Annotated in this window: 24 protein-coding genes; 12 read left to right on the top strand and 12 right to left on the bottom strand. The window is 66.5% G+C overall.

Translation table 11 applies throughout. The features are described from left to right. Positions 1–42: 42 nt before the first annotated feature. Positions 43–669 carry a DUF6308 family protein gene (locus FB475_RS02105; RefSeq protein WP_141852006.1) on the top strand — a complete coding sequence of 209 codons (627 nt, stop codon included), beginning with the start codon at positions 43–45 and terminating at the stop codon, positions 667–669. Here the strand turns inward: FB475_RS02105 and FB475_RS02110 are convergent, their stop codons facing one another. Both FB475_RS02110 and FB475_RS02115 read right to left on the bottom strand, forming a co-directional pair. Beyond that, positions 670–2,181 (bottom strand): LLM class flavin-dependent oxidoreductase, encoded by a 1,512-nt coding sequence (locus FB475_RS02110; RefSeq protein WP_141852008.1) that lies wholly within the window; start codon positions 2,179–2,181, stop codon positions 670–672. Positions 2,182–2,253: 72 nt separating this feature from the next. Next, a complete protein-coding gene (locus FB475_RS02115) occupies positions 2,254–5,283 on the bottom strand; it encodes an ATP-binding protein (protein ID WP_141852010.1) in 3,030 nt (1,009 codons plus the stop codon). A 74-nt stretch (positions 5,284–5,357) separates the two neighbouring features. On the opposite strand from FB475_RS02115, the gene FB475_RS02120 reads away from it, so the two are divergent. From FB475_RS02120 to FB475_RS02130, 3 genes are read left to right on the top strand one after another with little or no spacing between them, the layout of a single operon-like run. Beyond that, the gene (locus FB475_RS02120) at positions 5,358–5,921 is read left to right on the top strand and encodes an NADPH-dependent FMN reductase (protein WP_141852012.1); all 564 of its coding nucleotides are present in this window, start codon (positions 5,358–5,360) and stop codon (positions 5,919–5,921) included. A 12-nt stretch (positions 5,922–5,933) separates the two neighbouring features. Then, positions 5,934–6,473, top strand: coding sequence for a dihydrofolate reductase family protein (locus FB475_RS02125; protein WP_141852014.1), 540 nt, complete (start codon positions 5,934–5,936; stop codon positions 6,471–6,473). A gap of 21 nt (positions 6,474–6,494) precedes the next feature. Beyond that, positions 6,495–7,280 carry a maleylpyruvate isomerase family mycothiol-dependent enzyme gene (locus tag FB475_RS02130; RefSeq protein ID WP_141852016.1) on the top strand — a complete coding sequence of 262 codons (786 nt, stop codon included), beginning with the start codon at positions 6,495–6,497 and terminating at the stop codon, positions 7,278–7,280. A 41-nt stretch (positions 7,281–7,321) separates the two neighbouring features. On the opposite strand, the gene FB475_RS02135 is transcribed toward FB475_RS02130, so the two are convergent. Next, the gene (locus FB475_RS02135; RefSeq protein ID WP_141852018.1) at positions 7,322–8,680 is read right to left on the bottom strand and encodes an FAD-binding oxidoreductase; all 1,359 of its coding nucleotides are present in this window, start codon (positions 8,678–8,680) and stop codon (positions 7,322–7,324) included. 264 nt (positions 8,681–8,944) lie between these two features. On the opposite strand from FB475_RS02135, the gene FB475_RS02140 reads away from it, so the two are divergent. After that, complete coding sequence (locus FB475_RS02140) at positions 8,945–9,496, top strand: dihydrofolate reductase family protein (RefSeq protein ID WP_141852019.1); 552 nt, start codon at positions 8,945–8,947, stop codon at positions 9,494–9,496. Here FB475_RS02140 and FB475_RS02145 read toward each other — a convergent pair. Next, the gene (locus FB475_RS02145; RefSeq protein WP_141852021.1) at positions 9,481–10,392 is read right to left on the bottom strand and encodes a LysR family transcriptional regulator; all 912 of its coding nucleotides are present in this window, start codon (positions 10,390–10,392) and stop codon (positions 9,481–9,483) included. The two genes, FB475_RS02140 and FB475_RS02145, sit on opposite strands and share 16 nt — an antisense overlap. A 78-nt stretch (positions 10,393–10,470) precedes the next feature. Between FB475_RS02145 and FB475_RS02150 the strand changes: the two genes are divergently transcribed. Further along, on the top strand, positions 10,471–11,391 hold the full coding sequence (locus FB475_RS02150; protein ID WP_141852023.1) for a DMT family transporter: 921 nt from the start codon (positions 10,471–10,473) through the stop codon (positions 11,389–11,391). Here the strand turns inward: FB475_RS02150 and FB475_RS02155 are convergent. From FB475_RS02155 to FB475_RS02165, 3 genes are all read right to left on the bottom strand, one after another. Next, positions 11,317–12,138, bottom strand: coding sequence for a methyltransferase domain-containing protein (locus tag FB475_RS02155; RefSeq protein WP_141852025.1), 822 nt, complete (start codon positions 12,136–12,138; stop codon positions 11,317–11,319). The two genes, FB475_RS02150 and FB475_RS02155, sit on opposite strands and share 75 nt — an antisense overlap. 94 nt (positions 12,139–12,232) lie before the next feature. Further along, the gene (locus FB475_RS02160; protein WP_141852027.1) at positions 12,233–12,919 is read right to left on the bottom strand and encodes a hypothetical protein; all 687 of its coding nucleotides are present in this window, start codon (positions 12,917–12,919) and stop codon (positions 12,233–12,235) included. After that, positions 12,916–13,260, bottom strand: a complete 345-nt coding sequence (locus FB475_RS02165) for a hypothetical protein (protein WP_141852029.1) — start codon at positions 13,258–13,260, stop codon at positions 12,916–12,918. Before FB475_RS02165 ends, FB475_RS02160 begins: the two co-directional genes overlap by 4 nt. A gap of 154 nt (positions 13,261–13,414) precedes the next feature. Here FB475_RS02165 and FB475_RS02170 point away from each other — a divergent pair, with 154 nt between their 5' ends. Both FB475_RS02170 and FB475_RS02175 read left to right on the top strand, forming a co-directional pair. After that, positions 13,415–15,451 (top strand): sensor histidine kinase, encoded by a 2,037-nt coding sequence (locus FB475_RS02170; protein WP_238331911.1) that lies wholly within the window; start codon positions 13,415–13,417, stop codon positions 15,449–15,451. Next, positions 15,448–16,092 carry a response regulator transcription factor gene (locus FB475_RS02175; protein ID WP_238331912.1) on the top strand — a complete coding sequence of 215 codons (645 nt, stop codon included), beginning with the start codon at positions 15,448–15,450 and terminating at the stop codon, positions 16,090–16,092. Before FB475_RS02170 ends, FB475_RS02175 begins: the two co-directional genes overlap by 4 nt. Here the strand turns inward: FB475_RS02175 and FB475_RS02180 are convergent. Then, positions 16,089–17,099, bottom strand: coding sequence for a helix-turn-helix transcriptional regulator (locus tag FB475_RS02180; protein WP_141852031.1), 1,011 nt, complete (start codon positions 17,097–17,099; stop codon positions 16,089–16,091). The genes FB475_RS02175 and FB475_RS02180 overlap by 4 nt on opposite strands. 54 nt (positions 17,100–17,153) lie before the next feature. Between FB475_RS02180 and FB475_RS02185 the strand changes: the two genes are divergently transcribed. Beyond that, positions 17,154–18,284 (top strand): epoxide hydrolase family protein, encoded by a 1,131-nt coding sequence (locus FB475_RS02185; protein ID WP_141852033.1) that lies wholly within the window; start codon positions 17,154–17,156, stop codon positions 18,282–18,284. 50 nt (positions 18,285–18,334) lie between these two features. Here FB475_RS02185 and FB475_RS02190 read toward each other — a convergent pair whose 3' ends face one another. From FB475_RS02190 to FB475_RS02205, 4 genes are all read right to left on the bottom strand, one after another. Then, on the bottom strand, positions 18,335–18,706 hold the full coding sequence (locus FB475_RS02190; protein ID WP_141852035.1) for an effector-associated constant component EACC1: 372 nt from the start codon (positions 18,704–18,706) through the stop codon (positions 18,335–18,337). Between the two features lie 11 nt (positions 18,707–18,717). Then, positions 18,718–19,254: a CYTH domain-containing protein gene (locus FB475_RS02195; protein WP_141852037.1), complete on the bottom strand. Its 537-nt coding sequence runs from the start codon at positions 19,252–19,254 to the stop codon at positions 18,718–18,720. Positions 19,255–19,291: 37 nt separating this feature from the next. Further along, complete coding sequence (locus tag FB475_RS02200) at positions 19,292–19,474, bottom strand: hypothetical protein (RefSeq protein WP_141852039.1); 183 nt, start codon at positions 19,472–19,474, stop codon at positions 19,292–19,294. 714 nt (positions 19,475–20,188) lie between these two features. After that, complete coding sequence (locus FB475_RS02205) at positions 20,189–20,884, bottom strand: hypothetical protein (protein ID WP_202878238.1); 696 nt, start codon at positions 20,882–20,884, stop codon at positions 20,189–20,191. A 132-nt stretch (positions 20,885–21,016) separates the two neighbouring features. Here FB475_RS02205 and FB475_RS02210 point away from each other — a divergent pair, with 132 nt between their 5' ends. From FB475_RS02210 to FB475_RS38315, 3 genes are all read left to right on the top strand, one after another. After that, the gene (locus FB475_RS02210) at positions 21,017–22,426 is read left to right on the top strand and encodes a ParB/RepB/Spo0J family partition protein (protein WP_141852042.1); all 1,410 of its coding nucleotides are present in this window, start codon (positions 21,017–21,019) and stop codon (positions 22,424–22,426) included. 146 nt (positions 22,427–22,572) lie between these two features. Next, a complete protein-coding gene (locus tag FB475_RS02215) occupies positions 22,573–24,255 on the top strand; it encodes a DEAD/DEAH box helicase (RefSeq protein ID WP_238331913.1) in 1,683 nt (560 codons plus the stop codon). Further along, positions 24,239–25,096 (top strand): protein NO VEIN domain-containing protein, encoded by an 858-nt coding sequence (locus FB475_RS38315; protein WP_420359198.1) that lies wholly within the window; start codon positions 24,239–24,241, stop codon positions 25,094–25,096. The genes FB475_RS02215 and FB475_RS38315 overlap by 17 nt, the downstream gene beginning before the upstream one ends. Positions 25,097–25,291: the final 195 nt, after the last annotated feature.

Here is a 25,291-nt window from a genome sequence, read left to right on the forward strand (position 1 = left end):
CCCGCTGGCGGGTTTGCCACCACGAGTGTGAGGGTGTGGCTCATGAACATCGGTACCCGGAAGATCGTCGTCGACGAGGCGATCGCGCAGTTGCGGCTGTACGCCGAGACGAACGGCGCCGTGCTGCAGTACTACGACGGGCTGCCGGGGATGACCACCGTCGGCGGCTCCGATCCGAACAAGATCACGCTCGAGGACCTGGCCAGGACGATGGTGATCGGGTCGGACCTGCGGGCGATGGACATTCCGTGGCTGCTCGAGGTCGACGTCGAGAAGGAACTCGCCGCGATCCCGCTGGAGGCGCGGCTGGAGGACGCGGCGCCGGGCAGTGAATTGTTCGAGGCCGCGATGGCGCTCGACGACAAGTTCACCGGCCACCGCGGCTTCGGGCACGCGAAGAAGTCGAAGCTGCTGCACCTCAAGCGGCCGTACCTGTACCCGGTGACCGACAGCTTCATCCGGATGACCTACGGCACGTCGGCGGCCGGTTCGGCGTTCCTCGCCGCGGTCCGCGACGACCTGGTGAACCCTGCGAACGTCCGCGACTTCAAGCTGCTCCAGGTCCGGCTGATCGCGGAGCCGGTCACCAGCGCCGCCCGGCTGCTCGGCGAGGTGCCGACGCTCCGCCTGCTCGACATCCTCGCCTCGCTGCTGGGCGAGGCGAAGTAGCTAGAGGATCCCGAGCCGCGCCAGCGGCTCCACCAGCTCACGCTCCTCGTACGAGAGGTGCGAGAGCAACGTGTCGTCGAGCAGGTCCACGGCTGCTCGCAGACCGTCGATGCTGCCTGAACCGTCCACCAGGGCCACCAGCGCCTTGTCGACACCTTCCAGCACGTCGTGGATGATCCTGTGCTCCTCCTGCAGCCTGTCCACGACCGGAGCGAGCGCGGGGTCCGCCCGGCGTAGGTGCGGGAACAGCGAGGCATCCTCCAGTGAGTGGTGCGTCGTGACGAGCCGGCAGTACGACTCGCAGTACGTCCCCAGGGTCCAGTTGTTCTGCCGCATGGTCATCGTGTTGATGTGTGACCGCGCCGCGCCCACCCCGAGCGTCCCGGCAGCGACCTGCTCGACGAGATCGCGCACCTGCTCGAGCTCGGCACGCAAGTGGTCGTGTACGTCGATCAGGTGCTGACCGGACTGCAGCTGGTATGGCGTGTACGTCCGGTTCGGGTCCTGCGCCGGACCAGTCGGCCGCTCCGACTCGTCCAGCAGCTGTACTGCGCTACGCCGTACGGCCGGAGGTGGTGTCGGTACGACTCCAAAGCCAGACGCAGGCACCGCAGCGGCCGGAGCCACAGCACCGCCGGACCGTCCGACAGCCACAGCCTCACGCACACCAGCCGCCACCTCGGCGAACCGCCTGATGTCGTCCGGGTTGTCCGAGGCAAGGATGTACGTGCTGATGCCCTCCCCCAGCGTCAGCTCGGTCAGCTGGTCGATCCACACCTCCTCAGGCCCCTGCAGGAAGCCCCCGCCGCCACTGAAGCGCCCAGAGATGTTGTAGAGCCGCCGTACCGCAGCAGGATCCCTGCCCGCGTCCGCAGCCGCCTCGTCGATCACCTTGTTCATAGCGGCAAGCTCATCGGGCCCGGCGTACCCACTGCTCGGCAGCCAGCCGTCGGCGAGCCGCCCGGTCAACGCGAGCATCCGGGGCTTGTAAGCGCCGAGCCAGATCGACACGTCGTGTGCAGGCGCCGGCCCGCGCTTCGCACCGGCCACGGTGTAGTGCTTGCCGGCCAGCCGGATACCACCGCCACCAGGTGTCCAGACCTCGCGCATGATCGCGATGGCCTCCTCCAGAGCGGTGATGCTCTGCCCGGTCGTCAACCGCGGCCCACCGTTCGCCGCGACCGCGTCCAGGAATCCGCCGGCACCCAGCCCGAGCTCGACCCGTCCACCGGTGATGAGGTCCAGCGTCGCGACGCTCCGCGCGAGCACGACCGGATGCCGCAGCGGGAGGTTGGCGACGTTCGTGGTCACCTTGATGCGCTCGGTCTGGGCGGCGACGACCGACACGAGCGTCCACGCGTCCATCAACCGCGGCTGGTACGGATGGTCCTGGAAGCTCACCAGGTCCAGCCCGACCTGCTCGGTCAGCTGGGCCAGCGCGATCACCCGGTCCGGGGCGTCGACCGTAGGGGTCAGGAGCGTGCCGAAGACCAGCTCGTGGCCGTAGTCCATGGTTCACCTTCACCTGTTGAAGTTGGCTCGCGAGCAAAACTACTTCGTCAGGCAAATAATCTCAACTACAGATCATCTACTGCCGGACGAGCCCGCACGAGCACGGGCGAGCAACGCGAACGCCTCGACCGGAGCGAGCTCGGTGCCGCGCCGGTACGCCTCCTCCTGGCCCGACGCGGCATCCAGAGCGCGATCGAGGTCCGCAGTCTCCGTCGCCGCCATCAGGTAGTTCTGCGACGCCCGGGTCGCAGCGGCGCATCCCAGCAAGACCGCGGCAAGCGGCTTGTCCGGGTGGCACGCAGCGATCCCCTCCAGCGCCCAGCACATGCCCCGCAGCGACCCGAACTCCTCCGCCACCCGGAACGCCTCCGCATGCAGCGCCAGCGCGTCCTCCAGCCGCCCCTGGAGCTCCCTGACGAACCCGAGCTCGTCCAGCACGAGCGACAGGTAGAGCACGGCCTCCCGCTGCTTCCGAGCGAAGTCGATCAACGCCTGCAACCGCTCCGACGCCTCCTCCAAGGCCCCGGTACGACGAGCCGCGAACGCCAGCACGATCTCCGCAAGCGCCTGCGTCGAGCGCTGCCCCTGCTCCGTCGCCAGCCGTACTGCGCGCTCCCCGTACTTCCGTGCCGCGTCGTACCGGCCCTGCCGGATCGAGGTCCACCCGAGCATCCCGAGCTCGTTCGCCACCTCAGGCCACAGCCCCAGCTCCTCCGCGGCCGCCAGCCCTTCCCGGTGCAGCCGTTCTGCCTCGTCGAAGTCACCGACCAGCTCGGCGTGTGCCCCGAACCAGCTGGTCGCCTGGAGAACACCCCACCGATCCCCCAGCGCGCGGAAGATCGTGATGCTCTGGGAGGCGTCGTCGTACAGCGCCGATAGATCCGCACGTACGTGTGCATGCTTCGCCCGTGCGGCCAGCACTGCCGCGACACCCCACTGGTTCCCGTCGGCTTCGAAGCGCTTGAGAGCCGTGTCCAGCAGCGAGAGACATGTGGGCAGGTCGCCCGCGTCGCTGGCTGCATAGGCGATCCACCACTGCCCCATGGCGTCAGCAGCATCGACCCAGCGGTCGCGCTCCGCCGCGGCCTCAGGACGGCCCAGCAGGTACATGTAGCCGGCCCGCCATACTCCTGCGCGCGCCGAACCCGGTACGGCCTCCAGTGAACGCAGGGCCTCCACATAACGTCCGCGGAGGAACCAGTACCACGCCAGCGCGTCCACCAGCCGTTCCGCGAAGTCCAACTGACCGGTGGTCAGAGCACGATCCAGAGCCGTGCGGAAGTTGGCCGTGTCCTCATCCAGCAGCCGCAGCCACCTGCTCTGCTCACTACCGAACAGCTGTGCCGACTCAGCGACCGACACGTAGTACGCCAGGTGCCGCTGACGCGCAGACTCCAACTCGCCCGCATCCCGCAGCTTGTCGACGCAGTACGCCGCCACGGATTCAAGCAACCGGAAACGCCCACCCTCGACAGGTACGACGAGAGACCGGTCAACCAACCGCACCAGCACATCCAGTACGTCGTCCTCGCCGCAAACAGCCGCTGCCGCTTCGGCCGTACACCCGTCGGCATGTACTGCCAGCCGCCGCAGCACTTCCTGCTCCGACGGGTCGAGCAGCTCCCAGCTCCAGTCGATCATCGCGTGCAACGTCTGCTGGCGTGGTGCGGCGCCGCGGTGTCCTGTCGCCAGCAACCGGAAGCGGTCGTCCAGCCGCGCCACGAGCCCACGTACCCCCAACGCCCGTACTCGCGTGGCTGCCAGCTCGAGCGCCAGCGGAATCCCGTCCAGCCGCCTGCACAGCACGGCGACATCAGCAACGGTCTCCTCGTTCAGGGAGAACCCACGCGATGCCGCGGCGGCTCGGGCGACGAACAACTGCACCGCGCTGCACTCACCGACCGCGTCAAGCTCAGCGGCGACCTCAGGGATCGCCAGCGGCGGCACGCTCCACACCACTTCACCGGCGAGACCTAGCGGCTCACGACTCGTCGCCAGGACGCGCAGTCCCGGAGCAGCGGCCAGGAGCCGGTCCGTGAGTACGGCGACCTCCTCGACCACCTGCTCGCAGTTGTCGAGGACAAGCAACCGGGAGCCCATCACCGCTGCCAGACGCTCGACAACTGCCCCGGCGTCGCCCGTGTCATAGAGATCGAGCGCAGCCTGCACAGCGTCAGTAAGCGCATTACTGACCGACACAGCCTCCGGGGTGATTGCGGCCAGCTCCACCAACACGACACCGTCAGCGAACCGCTCAGCCACACCTGAGGCGGCCGCGAGAGCCAACCGAGTCTTGCCAACGCCTCCAGGCCCGGTCAGCGTCACGAGCCGGGAAGACGCCAAGCAGTCACCCACGTCCGACACAGCATCGCTGCGACCGATCAGCTCAGTCACCGGCGCGGGCAGATTGCTCCGCGCCCGCGGCAGGTCCTGCTGCAAGATCGACTGCTGCAGCGCGACCACCTCAGGTCCTGGATCCAGCCCGAGCTCCTCGAGCAAGAGCTCCCGGAGCTCGTCAAAACTCTCCAGTGCCTCGCTCTGACGGCCGGCCCGGTACAAAGCCCTCATGTGTGCGGCTCGCAGCCCCTCCCGCAGCGGGTGCTCACGGACGAGGGCAGACAGGTCAGCCACCGAGAAGTCCGCCCGCTCGCAGGCACTCAACCGCTGGTCGGTCAGCCGCGCCACGGCCGTCTCCACGAACGCGCTGTCCGCGAAGTCCGCGTACGCCGGACCACGCCACAGGCTCAGCGCCTCGTCGACAGCACCAGCCTCGAGCAGCTCACGGAAACGGAGCGCGTCACAGGTAGAGCTGTCCACAGCGATCGAGTAGCCGGCTGGACCTGACTGCACCAGCGAGCGGCTCCCGGGCTCAGCGTCCTCTAACGCGCGTCGCAGCTGGGACACCTTCGCCGACAGCGTCCCAGCCGGATTCCCGGGCAGCTCCGAGCCCCAGAGGTCATCGACGAGTCTGTCGCCCGGTACAGGACGGCCCTCGTGCACCAGCAGGTCGGCAAGAAGGGCGCGCACCTTGAGGCCCTGGATCACCACAGGTTTCCCCGCGTCCGTCCAGGCCGTTACCGGTCCAAGCACCCCGAAGCGCACGACCGAACAGTAACCGGAAAGAAACCGTAAACGCCTTCCGGCACAGTGTGGATCAGATCGAAGGAGGGCAGGAGATGCGACTGGCAGTGATCATCGGCAGCACCCGCCGTGGCCGGTTCGGCCCGACCGTGGCGCACTGGCTGGCCGAACAGGCCGCCAAGCAGTTCGAGATCGACCTGGTCGACCTCGGGGCGGCGAACCTCCCGGACACACTGCCGGACCCCGACGACACGACGCCGCACGAGGTACGGCAGCTCGGCAAGCGGCTGGCAACAGCGGACGCGTTCGCCGTGGTCACCCCGGAGATCAACTGCAGCTTTCCAGCGTCACTGAAGACCGCGCTGGACTGGTACTACGAGGAGTGGCACGCCAAGCCGGTAGCGATCGTCAGCTACGGCCGTGAGCACGGCGGCTGCCACGCCACCGCGCAGCTGCGACAGGTCTTCACCGAACTCCAGGCCGTCGCCATTCGCAACACCGTCGCACTGCCCTGCTACTGGGAGCAGTTCACTGCCGACGGCGGCTGGCCCAAGCCTTCCGCCGGCTACGAGGCAACAGCAAAGCTCATGCTCGACCAGCTCGTCTGGTGGGCCGAAGCACTACAGGACGCCCGCACGCGGCGCCCGTACCACCCCTGAGAGAAGAGACCCATGAGAAAGCTGATCGAATCCACGTTCGTGACCCTGAACGGTGTCATCGAGAACCCGCAGCACTGGAGTCCGCCGTACTGGGACGACGACCACATGGCCTACTCGCAGAGCCTGATGGAAGGCGTCGAGGCACAGGTACTCGGGCGGGTCACTTACGAAGCATTTGCGGAGGCCTGGTTGTCCCGGGCCGGCGACCCGGTCGCCGACGGCTTCAACGCGATGCCGAAGTACGTCGCGACGCGCACGCTGACCGAGTGGAAGTGGAACGCCCAGCCGCTCGAGGGCGACGCGGCCGACGCGGTCCGCGAGCTCAAGGAGACCGAGGGCGGCAATCTGATCAAGTACGGCACCGGGTCGTTCTCGAAGACCCTGCTGGAGAACAAACTGGTCGACGAGTACCACTTCTGGATTTTCCCGGTCGTCGCCGACGGCGCAACGATGTTCCAGGGCGACGGCGTCGACCCGACGCATCTCGACCTGCTCGGCACGACGACCTTCAAGTCCGGCATCGTCGTGCACAAACTGGCCCCGAAGGCCTGACCCTTGTCTGAAAGGACTTTCATGACCGAGCTGAACCCGGAACGTGCCCGCCGAGTGATCGTCGAGCACACCCGCCGGCTGGCCGAGTCCGCCGCCGCGGCCGGACCTGACGCCGCCGTGCCGACCGCGCCGCAGTGGACCGTCGCGGACCTGGTCGAGCATGTCGGCCAGACCCAGAACTGGGTCGCGGAGATCGTCGAGCGACGCATCGCGGACCCGGCACAGTTGCCGACGGAGGTCGCCAAACTCCCGGCTGACGCCGGCGAGTGGCCGGCCTGGCTGGCGGCGTCCGCGCAGCGGGTGGCCGACGCGTGCTCCGACGAGGCGCTCGATGCGCCGGTGTTCAACCCCGCGGCGGACGACCGGTCAGGCACCCGATTCTGGCTGTCCAGCTCGGTCAACGAGGCCGTCGTACACGGTTTCGACGCCGCGAACGCAGCGGGCCGGTCGACCGAGATCGACGCCGACATCGCGGGCGCCCTGATCAGCAACCACCTGCAGATGCTCACTTCACCGACCTGGGAGTTGCAGCGGTCCGAGTCCGCCCACGCGATCCGCGGTACCGGGCAGACCCTGCAATGGCTGGCGACCGACGGCGGCGCCTGGTTGGTCGAACGGCGACCCGACGGGGCGACGTGGCGACCCGGAACCGAGCAGGCCGACGTGACGGTGACCGGCCCGGCACAGTCGTTGCTCCTGGCACTCACCCGGCGGGTCCCGCTGAGCGACGCGGCCGGCATCAGCGTCGACGGTGACGCCGACCTCGCTCGGCACTGGATCGACAACACCGCCCACGTCAGCGGCTGACCGCGGTGCGGCCGGACCTCCCGGCCGCACCACCGCCGCTGTTACGGCACGATGTTCTGGTTCAGGTGGAACACGTTGTCCGGGTCGTACGTGCGCTTCACGTCCGCGAGCCGGTCGTAGTTCTGCCGGTAGTTCTCGCGGATCCGGCCCTGGTCGTCGGCGGCCATGAAGTTGATGTAGCCGCCGGCCTCGGAGTACGGCGCGACGTCCTCGTAGTAGGACCGGACCCACTCGATGTTCGCGTCGTTGTCCGCCGGGTCCGGCCACATACCGGCGATCACGGTGGCGAAGGTGGCGTCCCGGTACGCGAACGCCGTGCCGTCCGGCGTGACCCGATGGCAGGCGCCGTTGATCGGGTAGATGTGCACGGTCGAGTTCACCGCGGGCAGGCCGGGGGCGTGCCGCAGGTGCGCCTGGATCGCCTCGTCGGTCAGCTCGGTGACGAAGTTCGCCTTCCAGTAGTGCTGCAGACCGGCCGGTACGAGCGCGTCGAACGCACTGTTCAGCGCCGGGTAAGGCATCGGCCCGACGTGTTCGGCCATCACCGGGGCGAACTCGCGGAACTTCGAGATCTGCGTCTCGCCCTCGTCCAGGTCGCCCGCCCAGCAGCCGACGATCGCCACGAACGGCTCGCCGTGCCGGTTCTCCGGGATGAACGGCAGCGGCGGCGCGATCTGGAACGCCGGGAACCCGCCGAGTTGCTCCGGCGCGTCCTTGATCAGTTCCCGGAACCCGGACAGTACGGCGGTCGCGTCGGACAGCTCGAAGAACATCGGACCGCCGTAGATCGCCGACACCGGCGAAAGCCGGAACTCCAGCGCGGTCACCACGCCGAAGTTGCCGCCACCGCCACGGAGCGCCCAGAACAGGTCCTCGTTCTCCTTCTCGCTGACGATCAGGAACTTCCCGTCCGCCGTCACCACGTCAGCGGAAACGAGGTTGTCGCAGGACAGCCCGAGCCCGCGCGCCAGGTACCCGATCCCGCCGCCGAGGGTCAGCCCGCCGACGCCGGTCGTCGAGATCACCCCGCCGGTCGTGGCCAGCCCGAACGCGTGCGTCGCCGCATCGAAATCGCCCCAGGTCGCGCCGCCGCCGGCCCGCGCGGTCCGGTTCACCGGGTCGACGCGGACGTTGCGCATCCCGCTCAGGTCGATGACCAGCCCGTCGTCGACCGTGCCGAACCCCGGCACGCTGTGGCCGCCGCCGCGGACCGCGATCTCCAGGTCGTTCGTCCGCGCGTACTCGATCGACGCGATCACGTCGCCGGCGTTCTCGCAGCGGACGATCGCCCGCGGCCGCTTGTCGTGCATCCAGTTGTTGACCCGGCGCGCCGCGTCGTACTCCTCGTCACCCACCATCAAGACCTGTCCCCGCGTGACTTCGCGCAGGTTATCGATCATGCGTCTGCTCCCCTGTGCACGTTCTGTCGCAGATCGGCGTACGCGCACAGCGCACACCGCGCAGACCGGTGATCACCGTCGAGCGCAGCGCGGCATTCCACCCCAGAGAGCGCCTCAACCCCCGACGAGCAGCCGGCCCTCCCCCAGACCCCGCCCGTTCCCCCCGAATCTCCCAAGCCGAACAGTTTTCGTCAATGCCCGATGTCAAAGCCGCCCCGGCGGTTCCGACCAGGAGGCACAAGCAGCCAGCACCCGGAGGACATCATGCGGAAGATCATGTACTACGTGCACCAGTCGCTCGACGGCTTCATCGAGGGGCCGAACGGCGAGTTCGACTGGGCCCAGCTCGGGCCGGAGCTCGGCGCGTACTCGATGAGCCTGACCGAGCGTGCCGATCTGTTCCTGTACGGGCGGACAGTCTGGGAAATGATGTCGTCGTACTGGCCGAACGCCGAGGCGATGAACCCGGACCAGCACGCGATCGAATTCGCGCCGGTCTGGCGGCGGACGCCGAAGGCCGTCCTGTCGACAACCCTGCAATCCGCCGACTGGAACACCCGGATCATCCGCGTCGCCGACGAACTGGCCGCGATCAAAGAGCAGCCGGGCAAGGACATCCTGCTGACCGGGAGCTCGACCGTCGCGGCCGCACTGGCCGAACGAGAGCTGCTCGACGAGTACCACGTGATCGTGCACCCCGTGGTCCTCGGTGGCGGCAAGCCCGTCCACCAGCCGACCGGGCGCCGCACGCTGCAGCTCGTCGACAGCCGTACTTTCGACAACCGGACCGTCCTGCTCCGTCACGACCTGGTCTGACCAGTGGCCGCGTCGGCCAAGGCGTCGGCGACCGCGGCGACGGCCGGCGTCCGGGTCCGGCGGGTCAGCAGGAAGACGGCCCGTCCGAGATCACCTTCGGCCGGAAGTCGTACGGCGACACCAGGAGCGCCCGCGCCGATGACCAGATCGGGCAGTAGTGCGCCCGCGCCCGTCGTACGGACGAGTTCGAGCAGGATCAGGAAGTCGTCCGAGCTGTACCGGATGTCCGGCTCGAAGCCGCCGAGTTCGCGACACACCCGCACGTGCATCTCGCGATGACCGGTCCCGGGTTGACACGCAGCCCACGGAAGATCGGCGAGTTCTCGCAACGGCACCCGATCGGCCGCGGCGAGCGGATGGTCCGCGGGCAGGATGAGCCGGATCTGCTCGCGTAGCAGGTGCTCCCGCCGCAGATCGCTGTGCACCGTGCGCGGCTGACCGTCGTACTCGTCACCGACCATCAGATCCAGCTGCTGCAACCGCAGCGCGGGTGCGGCCTGCTCGACCTCCAGCTCGGCCGCCTCGACGCGGATGTCGGGATGCGACGCCGCGAGACTGCGGATCGCCGGCGCCACGACCCGGATGAACGCGGACTGGAACGACGCGATCCGCACCACCCCCGCGACCCGTCCCGCCGCGACCGCGGCGAGCTCCGCCTCGGCCGCCTCGACGCCGTCGAGCAGCGCGGTCGCGTGCCGTACCAGTACCTCACCCGCGGCAGTCAGCCGGACGTTGCGTCCGACCCGTTCGAGCAACGGCGTACCGGCTTCGCGCTCCAGAACGGCCAGCTGCTGCGAGATCGCGCTGGGCGAATACCCGAGCGCACGGGCCGCTCCGTGGACGGTGCCGCGGCCGTGGACCTCGCGCAACAACCGCAGCCGGTGCAGATCCATCATCCGTTCAGCTTAGCTTCACGATGCTGTCCGAGAACCCGCGATGGACGTGAACGGTTCACTGGTCGGACCATCGATGACGTGGGACGCCTCTTCTGCCTTCTTTCCGCCGCCGCCTTCGGGGTCATGGCCGTGTTCGGCAAGCTCGCGTACGACGCGGGCGTGACCGTCGACGCGCTGCTGCTGGTCCGGTTCGGACTGGCCGCCGTACTGCTGCTCGGCATCGCCCTTGCCCGTGGCGCGCTCCGCGACCTGCCCCGCCGGGTCGTGCTCACCGGCCTCGCGATGGGCGCCTTCGGGTACGCCGCGCAATCGACCTTCTACTTCTCCGCACTGGCCCGGATCGACGCGTCGCTCGTCGCGCTGATCCTGTATCTGTATCCGATCCTCGTGATGGGTGCGTCGATCGCGCTCCGCCGGGAGCCCGTCTCGCGCCGGCGAGTGGCCGCGCTGGTGATCGCGCTGCTCGGTATCGGTCTCGTGCTCAGCGGCGCGATGTCCGGGCAGTTCGACTGGTCCGGCCTGCTGCTGGCGTTGGGTGCGCCAATCGTCTACACCGGGTACATCCTGGTCGGCGACTCCGTCGACATACAGCCGCTCGCGCTCACCGCGCTGGTCTGTACCGGCGCCTTCGGAACCTTTGTTCTACTGGGGTTTCTGCGCGGGGGCACGGACTTCACGTTCGCGCCGATCGGGTGGCTGTGGCTGGCTGCCGTCGCGTTGATCAGCACGGTCGCCGCGATCCTGCTGTTCTTCGCGGGCATGGCGCGGGTCGGCCCGTCGGTGGCGTCGATCCTGTCGATCTTCGAGCCGGTCGTCACGGTCGTTGCCGCGGCTGCGGTCTTCGGCGAGCACCTCACCGCAACGCAATGGTTCGGCGGTGCGTTCGTACTGTCCGCGGTCCTGATCGTGCAGTGGCCGCGGCGTTCACGGCTTGCGCGCGCTGACGGCGTACATCGTGAGCGACATGTGGAAGGCGCCGCGCTCGGCCGTGTCTCGTAGCGTCTGCGTGAACGCCTCGGCCTCGGCGTCGGTGATCACGCCGGCGCGGGCAGCGGTCGTGTGCATCATGCCGACGAAGCCGGTGGTAGCACCTTCCTGCGGTTCGATCCAGGTTGCGGCCGTCTCGCCGGTGATCTCCAGGCCGGCTTCGGCGAGCAGGCCGCGGAGCCGGCGGCCGGAGTACGGGTTGGCGGTTTCCCCGCGGAAGTAGCCGAACATCCGCTGCAGTACGTCGGGGTCGGCCGGGTGGATGATCGCCGTACCCCAGTCCGTGTCGATCAACGCGATCCGCCCGCCGGGCCGCAGTACCCGGGCCATTTCGGCGACCGCGACGGCCGGGTGGTCGACGTGCTGCAGAACCCGCTCGGACCGCAGTACGTCGACCGACGCATCCTCGAACGGCAGCGCCTCCGCCTGACCCTCGACGTACTCGACCGGCGCACCGGCGGCCCGTCGTACGGCCTCGGCCCGGAGTCCCGGGCTGGGCTCGACGCCGATCGCCCGGGCGCCGTACGCGGTGAACGCGAGCACGTCCTCGCCAGTACCCGAGCCGACATCGACCGCGGTCTCCCCCGGCGCCGGAGCCAATTGGTCCAGCGCCCACGCCTTCAACGTCCGTACGGCGGGACGGGCCGCCATCTGGTCCAGTACGAACGCCTGACGCTCGACGTTCTGGTTCGCCACATGCGCCGCGCGGAAGCTCCCGCGCTCAGTGACGAACCCGGGCCCGCCCGTCGTCTCGGTCATACCGATCTCCCCTTGAGTACGTCCCTGTACGCCCCTGTACGTCTCGGTACGTCTTGGTAGGCCGAGCGTAGCGCCGGACAGGCCCAGGTCCGGGTCATCGCACCGGCTGCCACTCGTCGTTCGACAATCGGACGATCGCCCACCCCACCGCGGCGAAGCCGACTGCCTGCAGTCCCCACCCGACCAGGTCGAGCGGGTGGCTGCTGATGATGACCGCGGTCAGGTGCAGCGGCTGCGAGATCGCGACCGCCACAGCAGCCCACCGACCGCCGACGCCGGAGCGCCACAGCGCGATGCCGAGCAGTACGGTCCCGAGCAGGTGACCGGCCACGAACACCAGGCCGGCCAGGTCCGTCGACGCGTGCGTCGTCTCGGCGACCTTCGTGATCGACGCAGGGTCCAGACCGGCGGTCCCGGCCGACCAGGTGAACACGTCGCTGGACGCGTTCCACGGCAGCGACAGGTACCCCGGAACCATCAGGAACAAGGCGATTCCGGTGAGCCACGGCGCCCCGCGGCGGGTCAGCCGGCCGACGAAGTACACGCCGGGAACCAGCGTGAGGATCGCGACGTACGCGAGCCAGATCACGAACGAACTGCGGTCCAGATGGCCGAGAATCTTGCTGACGATGGTCGACGGGTCGTCCGCGGTGTTGTACGGCAGCAGGAACCGCAGCAGCGCCACCGCCGCCGGCCCGATCGGCAGGATCACCGCTGCCACCCAGCGCCAGACGGGCCGGATGTCCGCGTGCGCCGTCGTGCGGCTCATGGTCTCGGTCATCGCGCACCGACCAGTTCGCGCTTCGGCAGCAGTACGGCGATCACGCCGACGATCGTCGCGGCGACGCCGATACCGGCCGCCACGACCGCGCCCGCGGGGACGTCGCTCGCGAAGAACGCCGGTACGGCGAGCAGCGCCGACGCCAGGCGCAGCGTGATCAGCGGTGCGAGCGCCCAGCGCTTCCCGCGCCAGGCGAACCCGACCAGTACGAGACTGATCAGCCCGACGACCGCGGACCCGATCGCGATGCTCATCGGCGGGTGCTTCCCGTCGGTGGCGAGCGGCGTGGCGACGTCGGCGAGCGCGAGCAGCCCGAGCAGTACCAGCCCGAATTTGTACATCTTCCTACCCCCTTGGTGTGGTTGCCGTTCCACCGTCGCCGCCGGCGGGTGCTGAGCGCCTGGGGTCAGGGTCCTGCGGCTGCGGGCGGTTCCCCGCCGGATCCGGGATCCCGATCCCGAGACGCCGGGAACGTTCTGGGCGCACACTGCGGGTATGACTGCTGGCACGACAGCTGGTATGGCCGCTGGTTTGACAGGGTCCCGGAACCGCCGCGGCCTGGCCGGCGCGCTCGCCGCGCTGGTCGTCGTCGAGGTGGTGTTCGCGGTCGCGTACGGCGTCTCGATCGGCTGGGGCTGGCAGCAACTGGTCGACAACTTCGTCGTGACGAACGGGCTGATGGGCCTGACCTTCGGCCTCTGCGGCGCAGTTATCGCCTGGCACCGGCCGGCCAACCCGATCGGCTGGCTGTTCCTGGCCGACGGGATCGGGCACGCGACCACACCTTTTGCAGACGCGCTGGCGCATGTTGTGCACGGACATGTCGCGCAGCGGGTACTCGTGACCATCTCGTTGGCGGCCTGGCCGTGGTCGATCGCGCTGTTCCTGCCGCTCGCGCTGCTGCTGTTCCCGGACGGCCGGTTGCTGTCGCCACGCTGGCGCTGGGCCGCGCTCGGGATCATCGTGACCGCACCGCTCTTCGTCCTGGAGATGGCCGGCAGCGGAGACCCGATCTCACCCGGCGTACCACGCGCGTTGCTGAGGATCCGGCACTACGACTCGCTCCAACCACTCTGGACCGCGACCGAGGCCCGCAACATCGTCGCGATCCTGATCGCGCTGGTCTGCCTCGCGATCCGTTACCGCCGCGCGGATGAAGTGGGCCGCCGGCAACTGCTGTGGTTGCTGCTGGCATCGGTGATCGCAGTACTGTTCGTCACCCCGTGGGCGTTCGTCGCGGGGACGCCGATCCTCGTCCTGCTGGCGATTCCGCTGATCCCGATCTCGGTCGCGGTGGCGATCGTCCGGTACCAGCTCCTCGATATCCGCCTGGTCGTCTCCCGCGCCCTGACCTGGGCGCTGCTATCGCTGGTTGCCATCGGCATCTACGCGGCACTGGTCGCCCTCCTTGACTCCCTGATCGCCTCCCAGGTCGGCCGCTCGGCCGCGGTCACGGTCCTGGTCGCGCTGATCATCGCGCCCGTACTGCCGCGACTGCAGCAACTGGTCGACCGCGCCTTGTACGGCGATCGCAACAACCCGGCCCGGGTCGCCTCCCGAGTCGGCGAACAACTGTCAGCCGGCCTTCCAGGAGTCGTAACAGCGATCCGCACCGCCCTCCGCCTGCCCTACGTCGGCCTGACTGCCAATGGAGAGGTCATCGCCTCGGGTTCGCCTTCGTCCGGTGCGGTCGTAGCAGTGGAGTTGTCGTACGGCGGGGACGTCGTCGGCGTGCTGGAGGTCGGCGTACGGTCGGGTGAATCCGGGCTGTCGGCAGCGGACCGCAGTGTGCTCGGGTTGGTCGCCGTACCGCTGGCAGCCGCCGTCCACGCGACGCGCTTGTCCGCGGAGCTGCAGGCGTCACGCGAGAAGCTCGTATCGGCACGCGAAGAGGAACGCCGGCGGCTGCGGCGCGACCTGCACGACGGGTTGGGTCCGACGCTCACCGGCGTCGCGTTCTCCGCGGACGCGGCGGCCAACCTGATCAGCACCGACACACCCCGGGCCGTCGAGTTGCTCGCACGGTTGCGCGCCGATACGCGCGCGGCGATCAGCGACGTACGGCGGCTGGTCGACGACCTGCGGCCACCCGCGCTGGACGAACTCGGCCTGGTCGGCGCACTCCGGCAACGTGCCGATCAGATGTCGTACCGAGCGGACGGCAGCGCGATCCGGGTCTCGATCGTCGCCGACGGCTTGCCGACGCTGCCGGCCGCGCTGGAGGTGGCTGCGTACCGGATCGCGACCGAGGCGCTGACCAACGTCGTACGGCACTCGGACGCGACGTCCGCCGTACTGACGCTCCGCTACACCACCAAGCTGGAGATCGAGATCGCCGACGACGGCCCACCCACCGCCGCCTGGCGCCCCGGCGTGGGCCTGCAAGCCATGCAAGAACGAGCCGCCGAACTCGGCGGCACCTTCCACGCGGGGCCGACCTCGCGCGGCGGCCTCGTGCAAGCCCACTTCCCGCTCAGCCCACGACAGGATGATGTAGTTGCGGGTGCTCAGGCTCCTTTGGAGGTGCGGTGATTCGGGTCGTGTTGGCTGACGACCACCCGGTGGTGCGGGCCGGGTTGGCGGCTCTGTTGAGCTCATTGCCCGGCATCGAGGTGGTCGGTGTCGCCGCGACCGGGCGTGAAGCCGTTCGCGAGGTCGTCACCACCCGTCCCGACGTCGCCGTACTCGACCTGCAGATGCCGGATCTCGACGGGTTCGCCGCCACCCGCGAGTTGGCGCGCTCCGCACCCGAGGTCGCCGTACTCGTGCTGACCATGTTCGAGGACGACGACTCGGTCTTCGCCGCGATGCGCGCCGGCGCCCGCGGGTACCTGGTCAAGGGCGCCGAGCAGGACGAGATCGCCCGCGCGATCCGCGCGGTGGCTGCCGGCGAGGCCATCTTCGGACCCGGCGTCGCCCGGCGCGTCCTCACGTTCTTCGCCTCCCCGCCGCCCGCCGACCCGTTCCCCGAACTCACCGCCCGCGAACGCGAGATCCTCGACCACCTCGCCGCGGGCCTGTCCAACCAAGCCATCGCCGCCCGCCTCGACCTGGCCCCGAAGACGGTCGCGAACAACGTCTCCACCATCTTCACCAAACTCGGCACCGCCGACCGAGCCACCGCCATAATCCAAGCCCGCAACGCCGGTCTGGGCATCCCGAAGGACGGTTAGCCTTTCTCCGGCACGGTGATCGCGTTGAGGTAGCGGTTGCCGACAATCCGCAGATGGTCGACAAGACCCGGTGGACCGTCGACGTGGAAGTCGAGGCCGAGCATGCCGATGTAGACGGCGATCAGCTCGTACGAGTCGGCGCCGGTTACCAGAACGCTGGTGTTGTCGTCGATCGACTCGACGACGCCGACGGCGGCGTGGATGCGGGACAGCACGTCCTGGGCCGGCGCGTACACCGTGATCCGCGCATGAACCTTCCAGCCGGCCGATGCCACGTCGCGCAGGACGAAGTCGGCGTACTCGTCGTCCTTCATCGGGCGCGGCCGGTACCGCCGACCCGTTGCCATCCGCAACGTCATCCAGTCGACCCGGTACGTGTGCCAGTCGCCCTGCTCGTCGCGTGCGACGAGGTGCCAGTACCCGTGCCAGCTCACCAGCCGGTACGGCTCGACCAGGATCGGCAGGTCCTGCGTCGTACTCGAGCCGGCCTTGTAGAGCGAGTCGTCTTCCGGTACGGCGTACTCGAACCGGAGGTAGTGCTCGTCGCGGATGCAGGCGGCAATCGTCGACAACAGGGTGGTGTCGATCTCGGGCGGGTCGATGTTCGACCGCGTGTTGTCCGGGCCCTTGTCCATCGCGCTGTTGATCGCTTCGACCTGACGCTGCAGCCGATGCGGGAGGACCTGCTCGAGCTTGGCCAGCGCGCGGACGCTGCTCTCCGCCATCCCGACGACGCCCGCACCGGTGCGCAGGCCGACGGCGACCGCGACCGCCTCCTCGTCGTCGAGCAACAGCGGCGGCAGCTTCGCGCCCACGCCGAGCTGGTAGTGACCGGCCGGGCCGCGGGTCGCGTCGACCGGGTACCCGAGTTCGCGCAGCCGGTCGATGTCGTTGCGCACGGTCCGGGTCGTCACCGAGAGCCGCTCGGCCAGCTCGGCACCGGTCCAGGCGGGCCGCGTCTGGAGCAACGCGAGCAGGCTCAGCAGGCGCTGCGAAGTCTCCAGCAAATCAGTCTCCTAATTAGGAATCTAATGTTCCTATATGGATTCTACGGTAAAGCCATGAACACGAACGAGAGCATCCGGACCTTCACCGTCACGATCGACCAGGCCGACCTGGACGACCTGAACGCCCGCCTCGCGCGCACCCGGCTCCCGGAGCCGGCGCCCGGCGACGACTGGGACTACGGCACCCCGAACCACTACCTCAGTGAGATGGTCGACCACTGGCGGAACGGGTTCGACTGGCGGGCGCAGGAGGCCCGGATGAACGAGTTCCCGCACTACCTGACCGAGATCGACGGGCAGACCGTGCACTTCATCCACGTACCGTCCAAGGTCGAGGGCGCGACCCCGCTGCTGCTCACCCACACCTACCCCGGGTCGTTCGTCGACTTCCTCGACATGATCGGCCCGCTCACCGATCCATCGTCGTACGGCGGTTCGGACGCCGACGCGTTCTCGGTCGTCGTACCGTCGATCCCCGGCTTCGGCTTCAGCACGCCGCTCGTCGACCGCGGCTGGACGATGGCGCGGGTGGCCCGGACCTTCGACACGCTGATGCGGCGGCTCGGGTACGACTCGTACGGCGCGCACGGGTCGGACGCCGGCGCGATGGTGGCGCGCGAACTCGGCGTACTGAACCCGCCCGGCTTCCTCGGCCTGCACGTCCTGCAGCTGTTCTCGTTCCCGTCGGGCGACCCGGCCGAGTTCGAGAAGTTCACGCCGGAGGACTACGCGGCGCTCGAACACCTGAAGTGGTTCCAGTCGGTCGGCGGCTACAACGCGATCAACTCGACCCGCCCCCAGACCGTTGCCGTCGGCATCTCCGACTCCCCGGTCGGCCAACTCGCCTGGAACGAACTCTTCAACAACTTCGGCAACGGCACCAGCCTGGTCAGCCGCGACCAGATCCTCACCGAGGTCTCCCTGTACTGGTTCACCAACACCTCAGCCGCCGCTGGCCGCTACCACTACGAAGAGGCCCACGCCGGCACTGAACCGGCCCTCAACCACGCCCCCACCGGCGTAGCCGTCTTCGCCGACGACTTCAAAACCATCCGCCCCCTCGCCGAACGCGACAACACCCAGATCATCCACTGGTCCAACTTCTCCAACGGCGGCCACTTCGCCTCCCTCGAACGCCCCGACGACGTGACCGCCGACCTCCGCACCTTCTTCCGCAATCTGTAAGAACTGCCTCAAAAGCCCCGCTCGCGTGCCGCGAGCGGGGCTCGGTCATGCTAGTTCTCCTGATGCCGTTTCAGAAACGCTTCGAGCAACTCAGCCCGTTCGTCGAACGTCGGTCGCTCCATCTCAATGGAGTCCTCCCCCAACGTCACCACGATCTTGCCCGGATTTTTCCGCCGCTGGATCCAGTCCCGCAGCACAGCGACCAACGTGGGTACTGCCCCACCCGCCCCCACCAACGCAACGGCGATCGCAATCGACCCATCGCTCTGCTGCAACCCACCGGGCGACCCGACCACGTCCTGCGTAGGCAGCCCCTCGTCAGCAAGCTCCTTCCGCAACTGCCGAACAGCCTTCACAAACCGCCGCTGATCATGCCCGTCCCCGTCCACCACGCGAACCTCGACCCAACGCCCCTCACCCATCCGCCAACCCTTCACTCGGGAAATCGAAGATCGGGAATCGCGGTCAGATCGATCCCGTAGTTCGCGTACACCTTGGTCGTGTTTTCACCGGTCAGCCGATCATCGGAGAGAGCCAATGCATTGGCAACCTCGATCACGTGCTCGCGCGAACGCCCCTCGATCTCGAGGTACGGCGGGATCATCGGCCACCAGTCGATCTCCAACTCCGCGCCCCGCAGTTCGAAGCTGGCCCGCCGGTTCTCCTGGTACGACTTGGGCTCGAACCCGATCCGCCTCAAGAGCTCGTTGGTTGTCTCGAAATCCCCGACCACGACCTCCGTCTCGGTCGTCCCGTCGATCCCGTCATGCGCGATTTCCTTGACCGCCAACGTCACCGCCGAACCAGTGTCCCGCAGCCGAATCCACCGCGACGCATCACCACCCCGAATGTCGTACACGTACCGCCGCATCAGCCGACACGTAACCCGGCGCCCGCCCAGCGACAGAATCCTGCCCGCCAGTTCATCAGGCACGACCTCCAGCACCTTCGCTTCGTATTCGATCGGCATCTCACTCTCCCTCCGCGCCGCACGTCGCCGCCATCGCCTATCCCGTCGCCGATGCACAGGCCGCGGCCGCGCCGACGAACGGCTCGGCTAAACGATGAATCTCATCGAGGTACATGCGATGCTCCACGTTCGTCGAATCATGGACCACCGCGCGAACGACCTCGCCCAAGTGGTTCAGTTCCAGATAGCCGATTTCGCTGCGGGAGAGGTCCACGTTCACGTAGTGGGGATTGGTCCCCCACCTCGTGCGAACGCGTGTCAGGTCAATTATGTTGTTCTCCAACTCTGAAGGGACATTGACTGGACGGTCCGGCATGCCCCGCCGACGGCTCAGCGGCAAGAGGGCGACGGACAAGAGTTACCGAAGCGGTATCAAGAGGCTCGCGAGACATCGAAGGCCTGAAGGGATCGCGAGGCAAGGACCAGCCGACATATCTCGATCGAGATTTCAGAACACCTGGGGCACCTCAGCAGCGATCTCTGATTACTTTAGCCGCAGGGGAGGTCTCCGGAGCCCCGACACGCTTGCAGCAGCCGGCCGTCGCGGACTGCCGACCTGAGGGTCTCCTAGCTCCCAGCGTCCCGATCAGTACCATCCTGCAGCCACACCGCTAGCAGTCCACCGTACCGAGAGTTCATTTGCACTCGCCTGCAGACGAACTGGAGCAACTCGCACGACGGTTGCCGAGTCATCAATCTTCGGCGAGGCTGGCCGATCAAGGTGATCGCTCCTTTCGACCATGTGCCCTTCTCGAGGAACCGGCACGGTTACAACCGATGCCGATCCCCCACAGAAGTTCCCGAGATCGCCTGTTGGCACTGACGACAATCGCCTCGATGACCGCCTCTCAGCCGACCAAGCGCCATCGCGTTGGCGGGGAGCCTCGACGGCGACAACGTGTCTCTGACAACTGCTCAAGCAGCGGCGACAAACCTACGAGTCTTCGACTGCCGAGCGGACGGCTTCCTGAGCCGCAGCCGGGAGACGAAGGTATGCGCTCCAAACGCGATCCAAAGCGCTCACCTCCTTGCGGCCACGGATCATCCATCGCCTCAGACGCCTGAGATCATCGAGTTCGAGCATCGCGATGCTCTCGATAACGTCGCCAACGTCGATCTTGTAGGTGCTGGATCGCCCCGCATGGCAGCGCCTGCATTCTACGGTGAGTGTGGTGACTTCTGCTCCATCTGGCATCAGCATCGGCCGACGGGACACGAAGAGCACGGCGGTCTGATTGGAGTCGTCCGCGTATGCCTCGCCTCCCGAGATGCCGCACACCACGCACATGTGGTCGGCCTGCTCCATCACAGCCTGCTTCTCCGCAGCAGACGGCAACTTGTCCGGCGACGCCGCATGCCGGGCGGCATTGTCCCAAACAGGAACACCCGCCTTGACAAAGCGCTGCTCATCTGCATGGAGCGTCACATCTGAGTTGCTCGGTAGAATATTCCAGCCATACTTGCGCAGGTCGCGAATCCTGCGGTCTGCCTGACTGACTCCCGGGAAGGCGCGCCGCACCTGCTCTTTGGTGAAGATATTGCCCTCGCCCACCTCCTGAATGAGCCACAGGGCGCCCCGGACCATCGTGCCAGCCTTCAGGTCGGGATCGTTCCACGCAGGTAGAGCCACTTCATATCCTTTCACGGTTGGACAACACCCCCGTGCGCCCGGTGTGCAGAGCCGTCCTCGCGAACTGTCGGCGAGCCCTGTAATCATGTACCCGCACGGCCCGTCATCGCCTACTGGAGGACCCGGACCATCATGGCATCGAACTTCGACATTCCGCCGGACGGCGCCAAGATCGAATCGGTCGTCAACGACCGGTTACGACAGGCGATGACTGAGGACGGCGCCAAGGTGACTGTGGAGTGGCGCGGTGAGCAGAAGCACGTTCACGTGATCTCCATGCCTGTGGAGATGCTCTACCTCAACCCTGATACCCATCGCATCCGTGCACAGCGAACTCTTGACCCACTGCGCAACAAAGTGCTAGCCGAGGACCCTTGGAGTGAACCCGCACAGCTGTATCTGCAGCACCTTTTGACACGCGACCCGGCGCGCCCCGATCAGATGGATCCTGACTATGTCTCCCTTCGTGACGAGCTGAATGATTTTGGCCAGAAAGAAGCCGGCATCATCAGCCCACAGGGAATCGTCGTTGACGGCAACACCCGGTGTGCGGCGCTTCGCGAACTCGGCGTCAAGAACATCCGGGTCGGGGTCCTTCCCGCCGATACCAGCCGACGCGACATCAACAATGTCGAACTTGCACTCCAGTTGCGTCGCGATAAGAGACGGGACTACTCGTACATCAACAGGCTGATTGCAATCGAAGAAGAGCTTGCGGGTGGGCGGCGCGAGGAGGACATCGCCCGCGACTTCAACATAAAGGTCACAACGCTACGCCAAGATCGCTGGGTATATCAGCTCATCATTGAGTCGATCGAGCGGAGCCAAACGTCCGGGGGCATCGGGCTCCGGCTTGTAGACTTCGAAGATCAGCAGGAGAAGCTCCGTGAGCTATGCCGCGACTACAGCAAGCTTGCGAAGACCGATCCGAATGCAGCCGAGCAACTCAAGGAGACTCGGCTGGCGATGATCGTCCTGAATTACCCCAAGACAACAGTTCGTCTCGCTGAGGCAGATTTTCACGACCGCTACCTGCGCGAACGTCTGCCCGCTGACCTCCGCCCCTCCACGGAGGAGCCGACCTCCGTCGCGGTGCCTGGCCTCATAGGCATCTCCGTGCAGGACGCGACTACGGGTGTCAAAGCGACTCGCGCGCTGACAGATTCGCTCCTCCAGGCCAAGGCCGCTGCCCAGGCAGGTGAGCACCTTTCTGCGGCTAAGGTGGCGGAGGCGGAGCGCCTGATGAAGGTAGGCCGCGAGACGTTCAAGGTCGCCGTAAAGATGGCGGGTCAGAATGCCGAGCTGCTCAAACGGCAGATCGCGGTGCCAGAACGGCTGACGGATGCCGCGGACTACGTCAACCAGTGTGCATCGGAGTTCGCTGCCGCAAGGGCGAAGCGCGCTCTCGACGAAGATGCATTCGATGACGCGCTCCTTGTACTCAAGGCCAGCCTCGCCCGCTTGGCAAAGCACGCCGCGAGGACGTTCAGCGCCCCCGGCGATGGCGTGGCTTGGCTACTTGATGCCAGCCGGGACGATTGATGGTAGCCGTACCCGCAGGCCCCAGTCTCTCCATCGACTTTGGTGACAGTGCGACGAAGGCAGTGCTCCGGGCTGAGACAGGGCGCGATGCGGATCTCCGGCGCCTTGCTATGCGGCTGCGAACGAGCGTCCAACGGTCGCCGAATGTGATTGAGGTCGAAATCGATGACCTCCTCACAAATCTCATCGTTCTTGCGACCTGGCCGGCGCCGGACACCGTCATCTGGGACCGACGACTTGCAGCTCTCGCATCAGACTCGGTTGAGGACGCAAAAGTGGTGGCCAAGCGTCTGGAAATCGGTGATGCTGCCGGCCAGGTGTCACCAGAGGACGTCGGCAGACTCACCGCAGCTGGCTGGAAGGCCAACCTGACAAAATTCCAGCGCCGAGATATCGCCAAGCTGCTTTCTTTGCGACACGGAGCAAATTTCTCAGTTCCCGGCGCCGGAAAGACTCGAGTTGGGCTCGCAGTGTATCACTCATTGCGCCAGATGCACGGCATCGAACGGCTGCTCATAATCGGTCCGAAATCTTCATTTGAGTCGTGGCAATATGAGAATGAGGAGTGCTTCGAACAGCCGCTGGAGATGACCGTTTTCGCCCTCAATGCTAACCTCTCCGGAGACTCTGTCCTCATCAATTATGAGCGTCTCGCCGGCACGGTCGACCAGCTCAGTCAATGGCTCGCCGGACGCAAATCCATGATTATCCTCGATGAAGCTCATCGAATGAAGCTTGGCGCGGAAGGCGCCTACGGTGCGGCATGCCTGGCGCTTGGGCCTTGGGCGCGGCATCGCCTTATCCTCACGGGTACGCCAGCCCCTAACGGCGTCAAGGATCTAGAGAACCTCTTCAGCTTTGTTTGGCCGGGCCACGGTCGGCAGCGCGTAATCCAAGCTGTTGCAGGTGGCGACTTAGCCAAGGCAAGCGAGGCCCTACGTCCCCTCTTCACTCGCACCACACAGGCCGACCTGGATCTCCCCCCGGTCAGCACAAAGGTTCGCAATATCAGACCGCCAGCGGTACACAACGAGATCTACGAGGCTCTGATTGGCCACTTCTCCGCGCGCGCAATCGGCTCCGAGTCCGACTTCCAGGCGCTTGGAAAGGTCGCTATATATTTACTCATGGCCGCAACCAGTCCCGCACTACTTGCCGTGGGTAGCACACGCTACGATGCTCTCACATATCAAGTTCCACCGCTTGCCGTTCCGGAGGGGACGCCACTCTTTAAACTCATGAGGGACTTGCCGAGCTATGAGATGTCGCCGAAATACCAGGAGACGTTGGCAATCGTTTCCCAAAACGCGTCGGCCGGCCGGAAAACCATCGTCTGGTCGACCTTCATACGCAGCATCAATACGCTTGGGCGAATCCTGGCGGCGTTCTCTCCTGCCGTCGTGCACGGCGCAACAGAAGATCGTGCCGGCGAAATCGACCGATTCCGCAACGACCCCGATTGCATGGTTCTTCTGTCGAATCCAGCAACGCTCGGCGAGGGAATCAGCCTTCATCACCACTGCAACGACGCCATCTATGTCGATCGAGACTTTGCAGCTGGCCGCTACCTTCAGAGTCGTGACCGAATCCACCGTCTAGGACTCGCACCAGACACCGAGACGCGCATAACCATACTTTCCACCGTTGGAACCATTGACGAAGTTGTCAATGATCGCCTCGGCGCAAAACTAGAATTCATGGGCCGAATCCTCGATGATGATGGAGTCCGGCAACTCGCCGACCCCGACGAAGAACCGGCGATCGGCGGCGGTCTCGACCTTCGCGATATGCAGTCACTGATGGGCCATATCCGTGGCCATACCTCCTAGCCCCGTTCTGCGCGCAGCTGTTCGCTGGCTAGAGCGCCTTCCGACATCGAGCCTCCCGCGATGCCGCGCAATTTTCACATCAGCTCGCGAATTCAGCGACATTACCCCCACACAGTACGATGCTGCGTACGCTTGGCTTCAGACAAATGGCTTGCTTGACGATCTACAGACCCACACTCCGGTCCCCCAACGAGTCTTCAGCACCGCTGTAACTGGAAGTGGTGCACCGTGGTTCGAGGATGCCGATCTTCTAATTCGGAGTCCGAGCGAATTGCCTGAGGATGCCCTGAGAGCGGCCGATGCCCTGAGCCTCTCTCCAGCCGAGGCCTTTGCAAATCTAGCTTCGACATGGGGCAAGTTCGACAGCGCATTGCGTGAAAGCATCGGCGCCGCTGGAGAGCTTGCCTTCGTCAAGCTGCTCACATCCGCCGTGGCGGCACCAGTAGAACATGTAGCTGCAGTTTCCGACGGTTACGGGTACGACGTGGCCGTTCACAGCCGACCTTTACCCGTGCATATTGAACTCAAAACCACGACCCGTCTTAGCCGATTGACAGTCCATTTGAGCCGGAACGAGTACGAGACGATGCGCAGAGATTCCGCCTGGCACCTGGTTGCCGTGCGCCTGAACCCGAACCTCGACATCACTGCGCTAGCGACCATTCCGAAGGAGTGGATCAGTCAGCATGTCCCATGCGACCGCGGGACCTCCGGACGATGGGAATCCTGTCGCCTGGAGATCCCGCCCGGTATTCCGGAGCCAGGACTAGCCACACTCGGGCCTAACCTTTTGGCGGATGCCCCCGGTCTTATGTGCGGTTCGGTGCCCTGGCAGGGCTGACCGCAGCCAATGTGGCTCTTGCCTGGGCTTCGGAAGGATCTTGTTTTCGACCCCATGGACATGACGGAACCGCCGCCTTGCCGCTCGCTTTCACGACTGAGCTCAGGGCCAACTCCTCGCGCTGTGCCGACGCAGTGACTCGATCAGGTCACGAAGGACTTCGCTGTGACCGTGAGCCCCGAAAACGGCTGGAGC

It is taken from the genome of Kribbella jejuensis (assembly GCF_006715085.1).
Taxonomy (GTDB): Bacteria; Actinomycetota; Actinomycetes; order Propionibacteriales; family Kribbellaceae; genus Kribbella; species Kribbella jejuensis.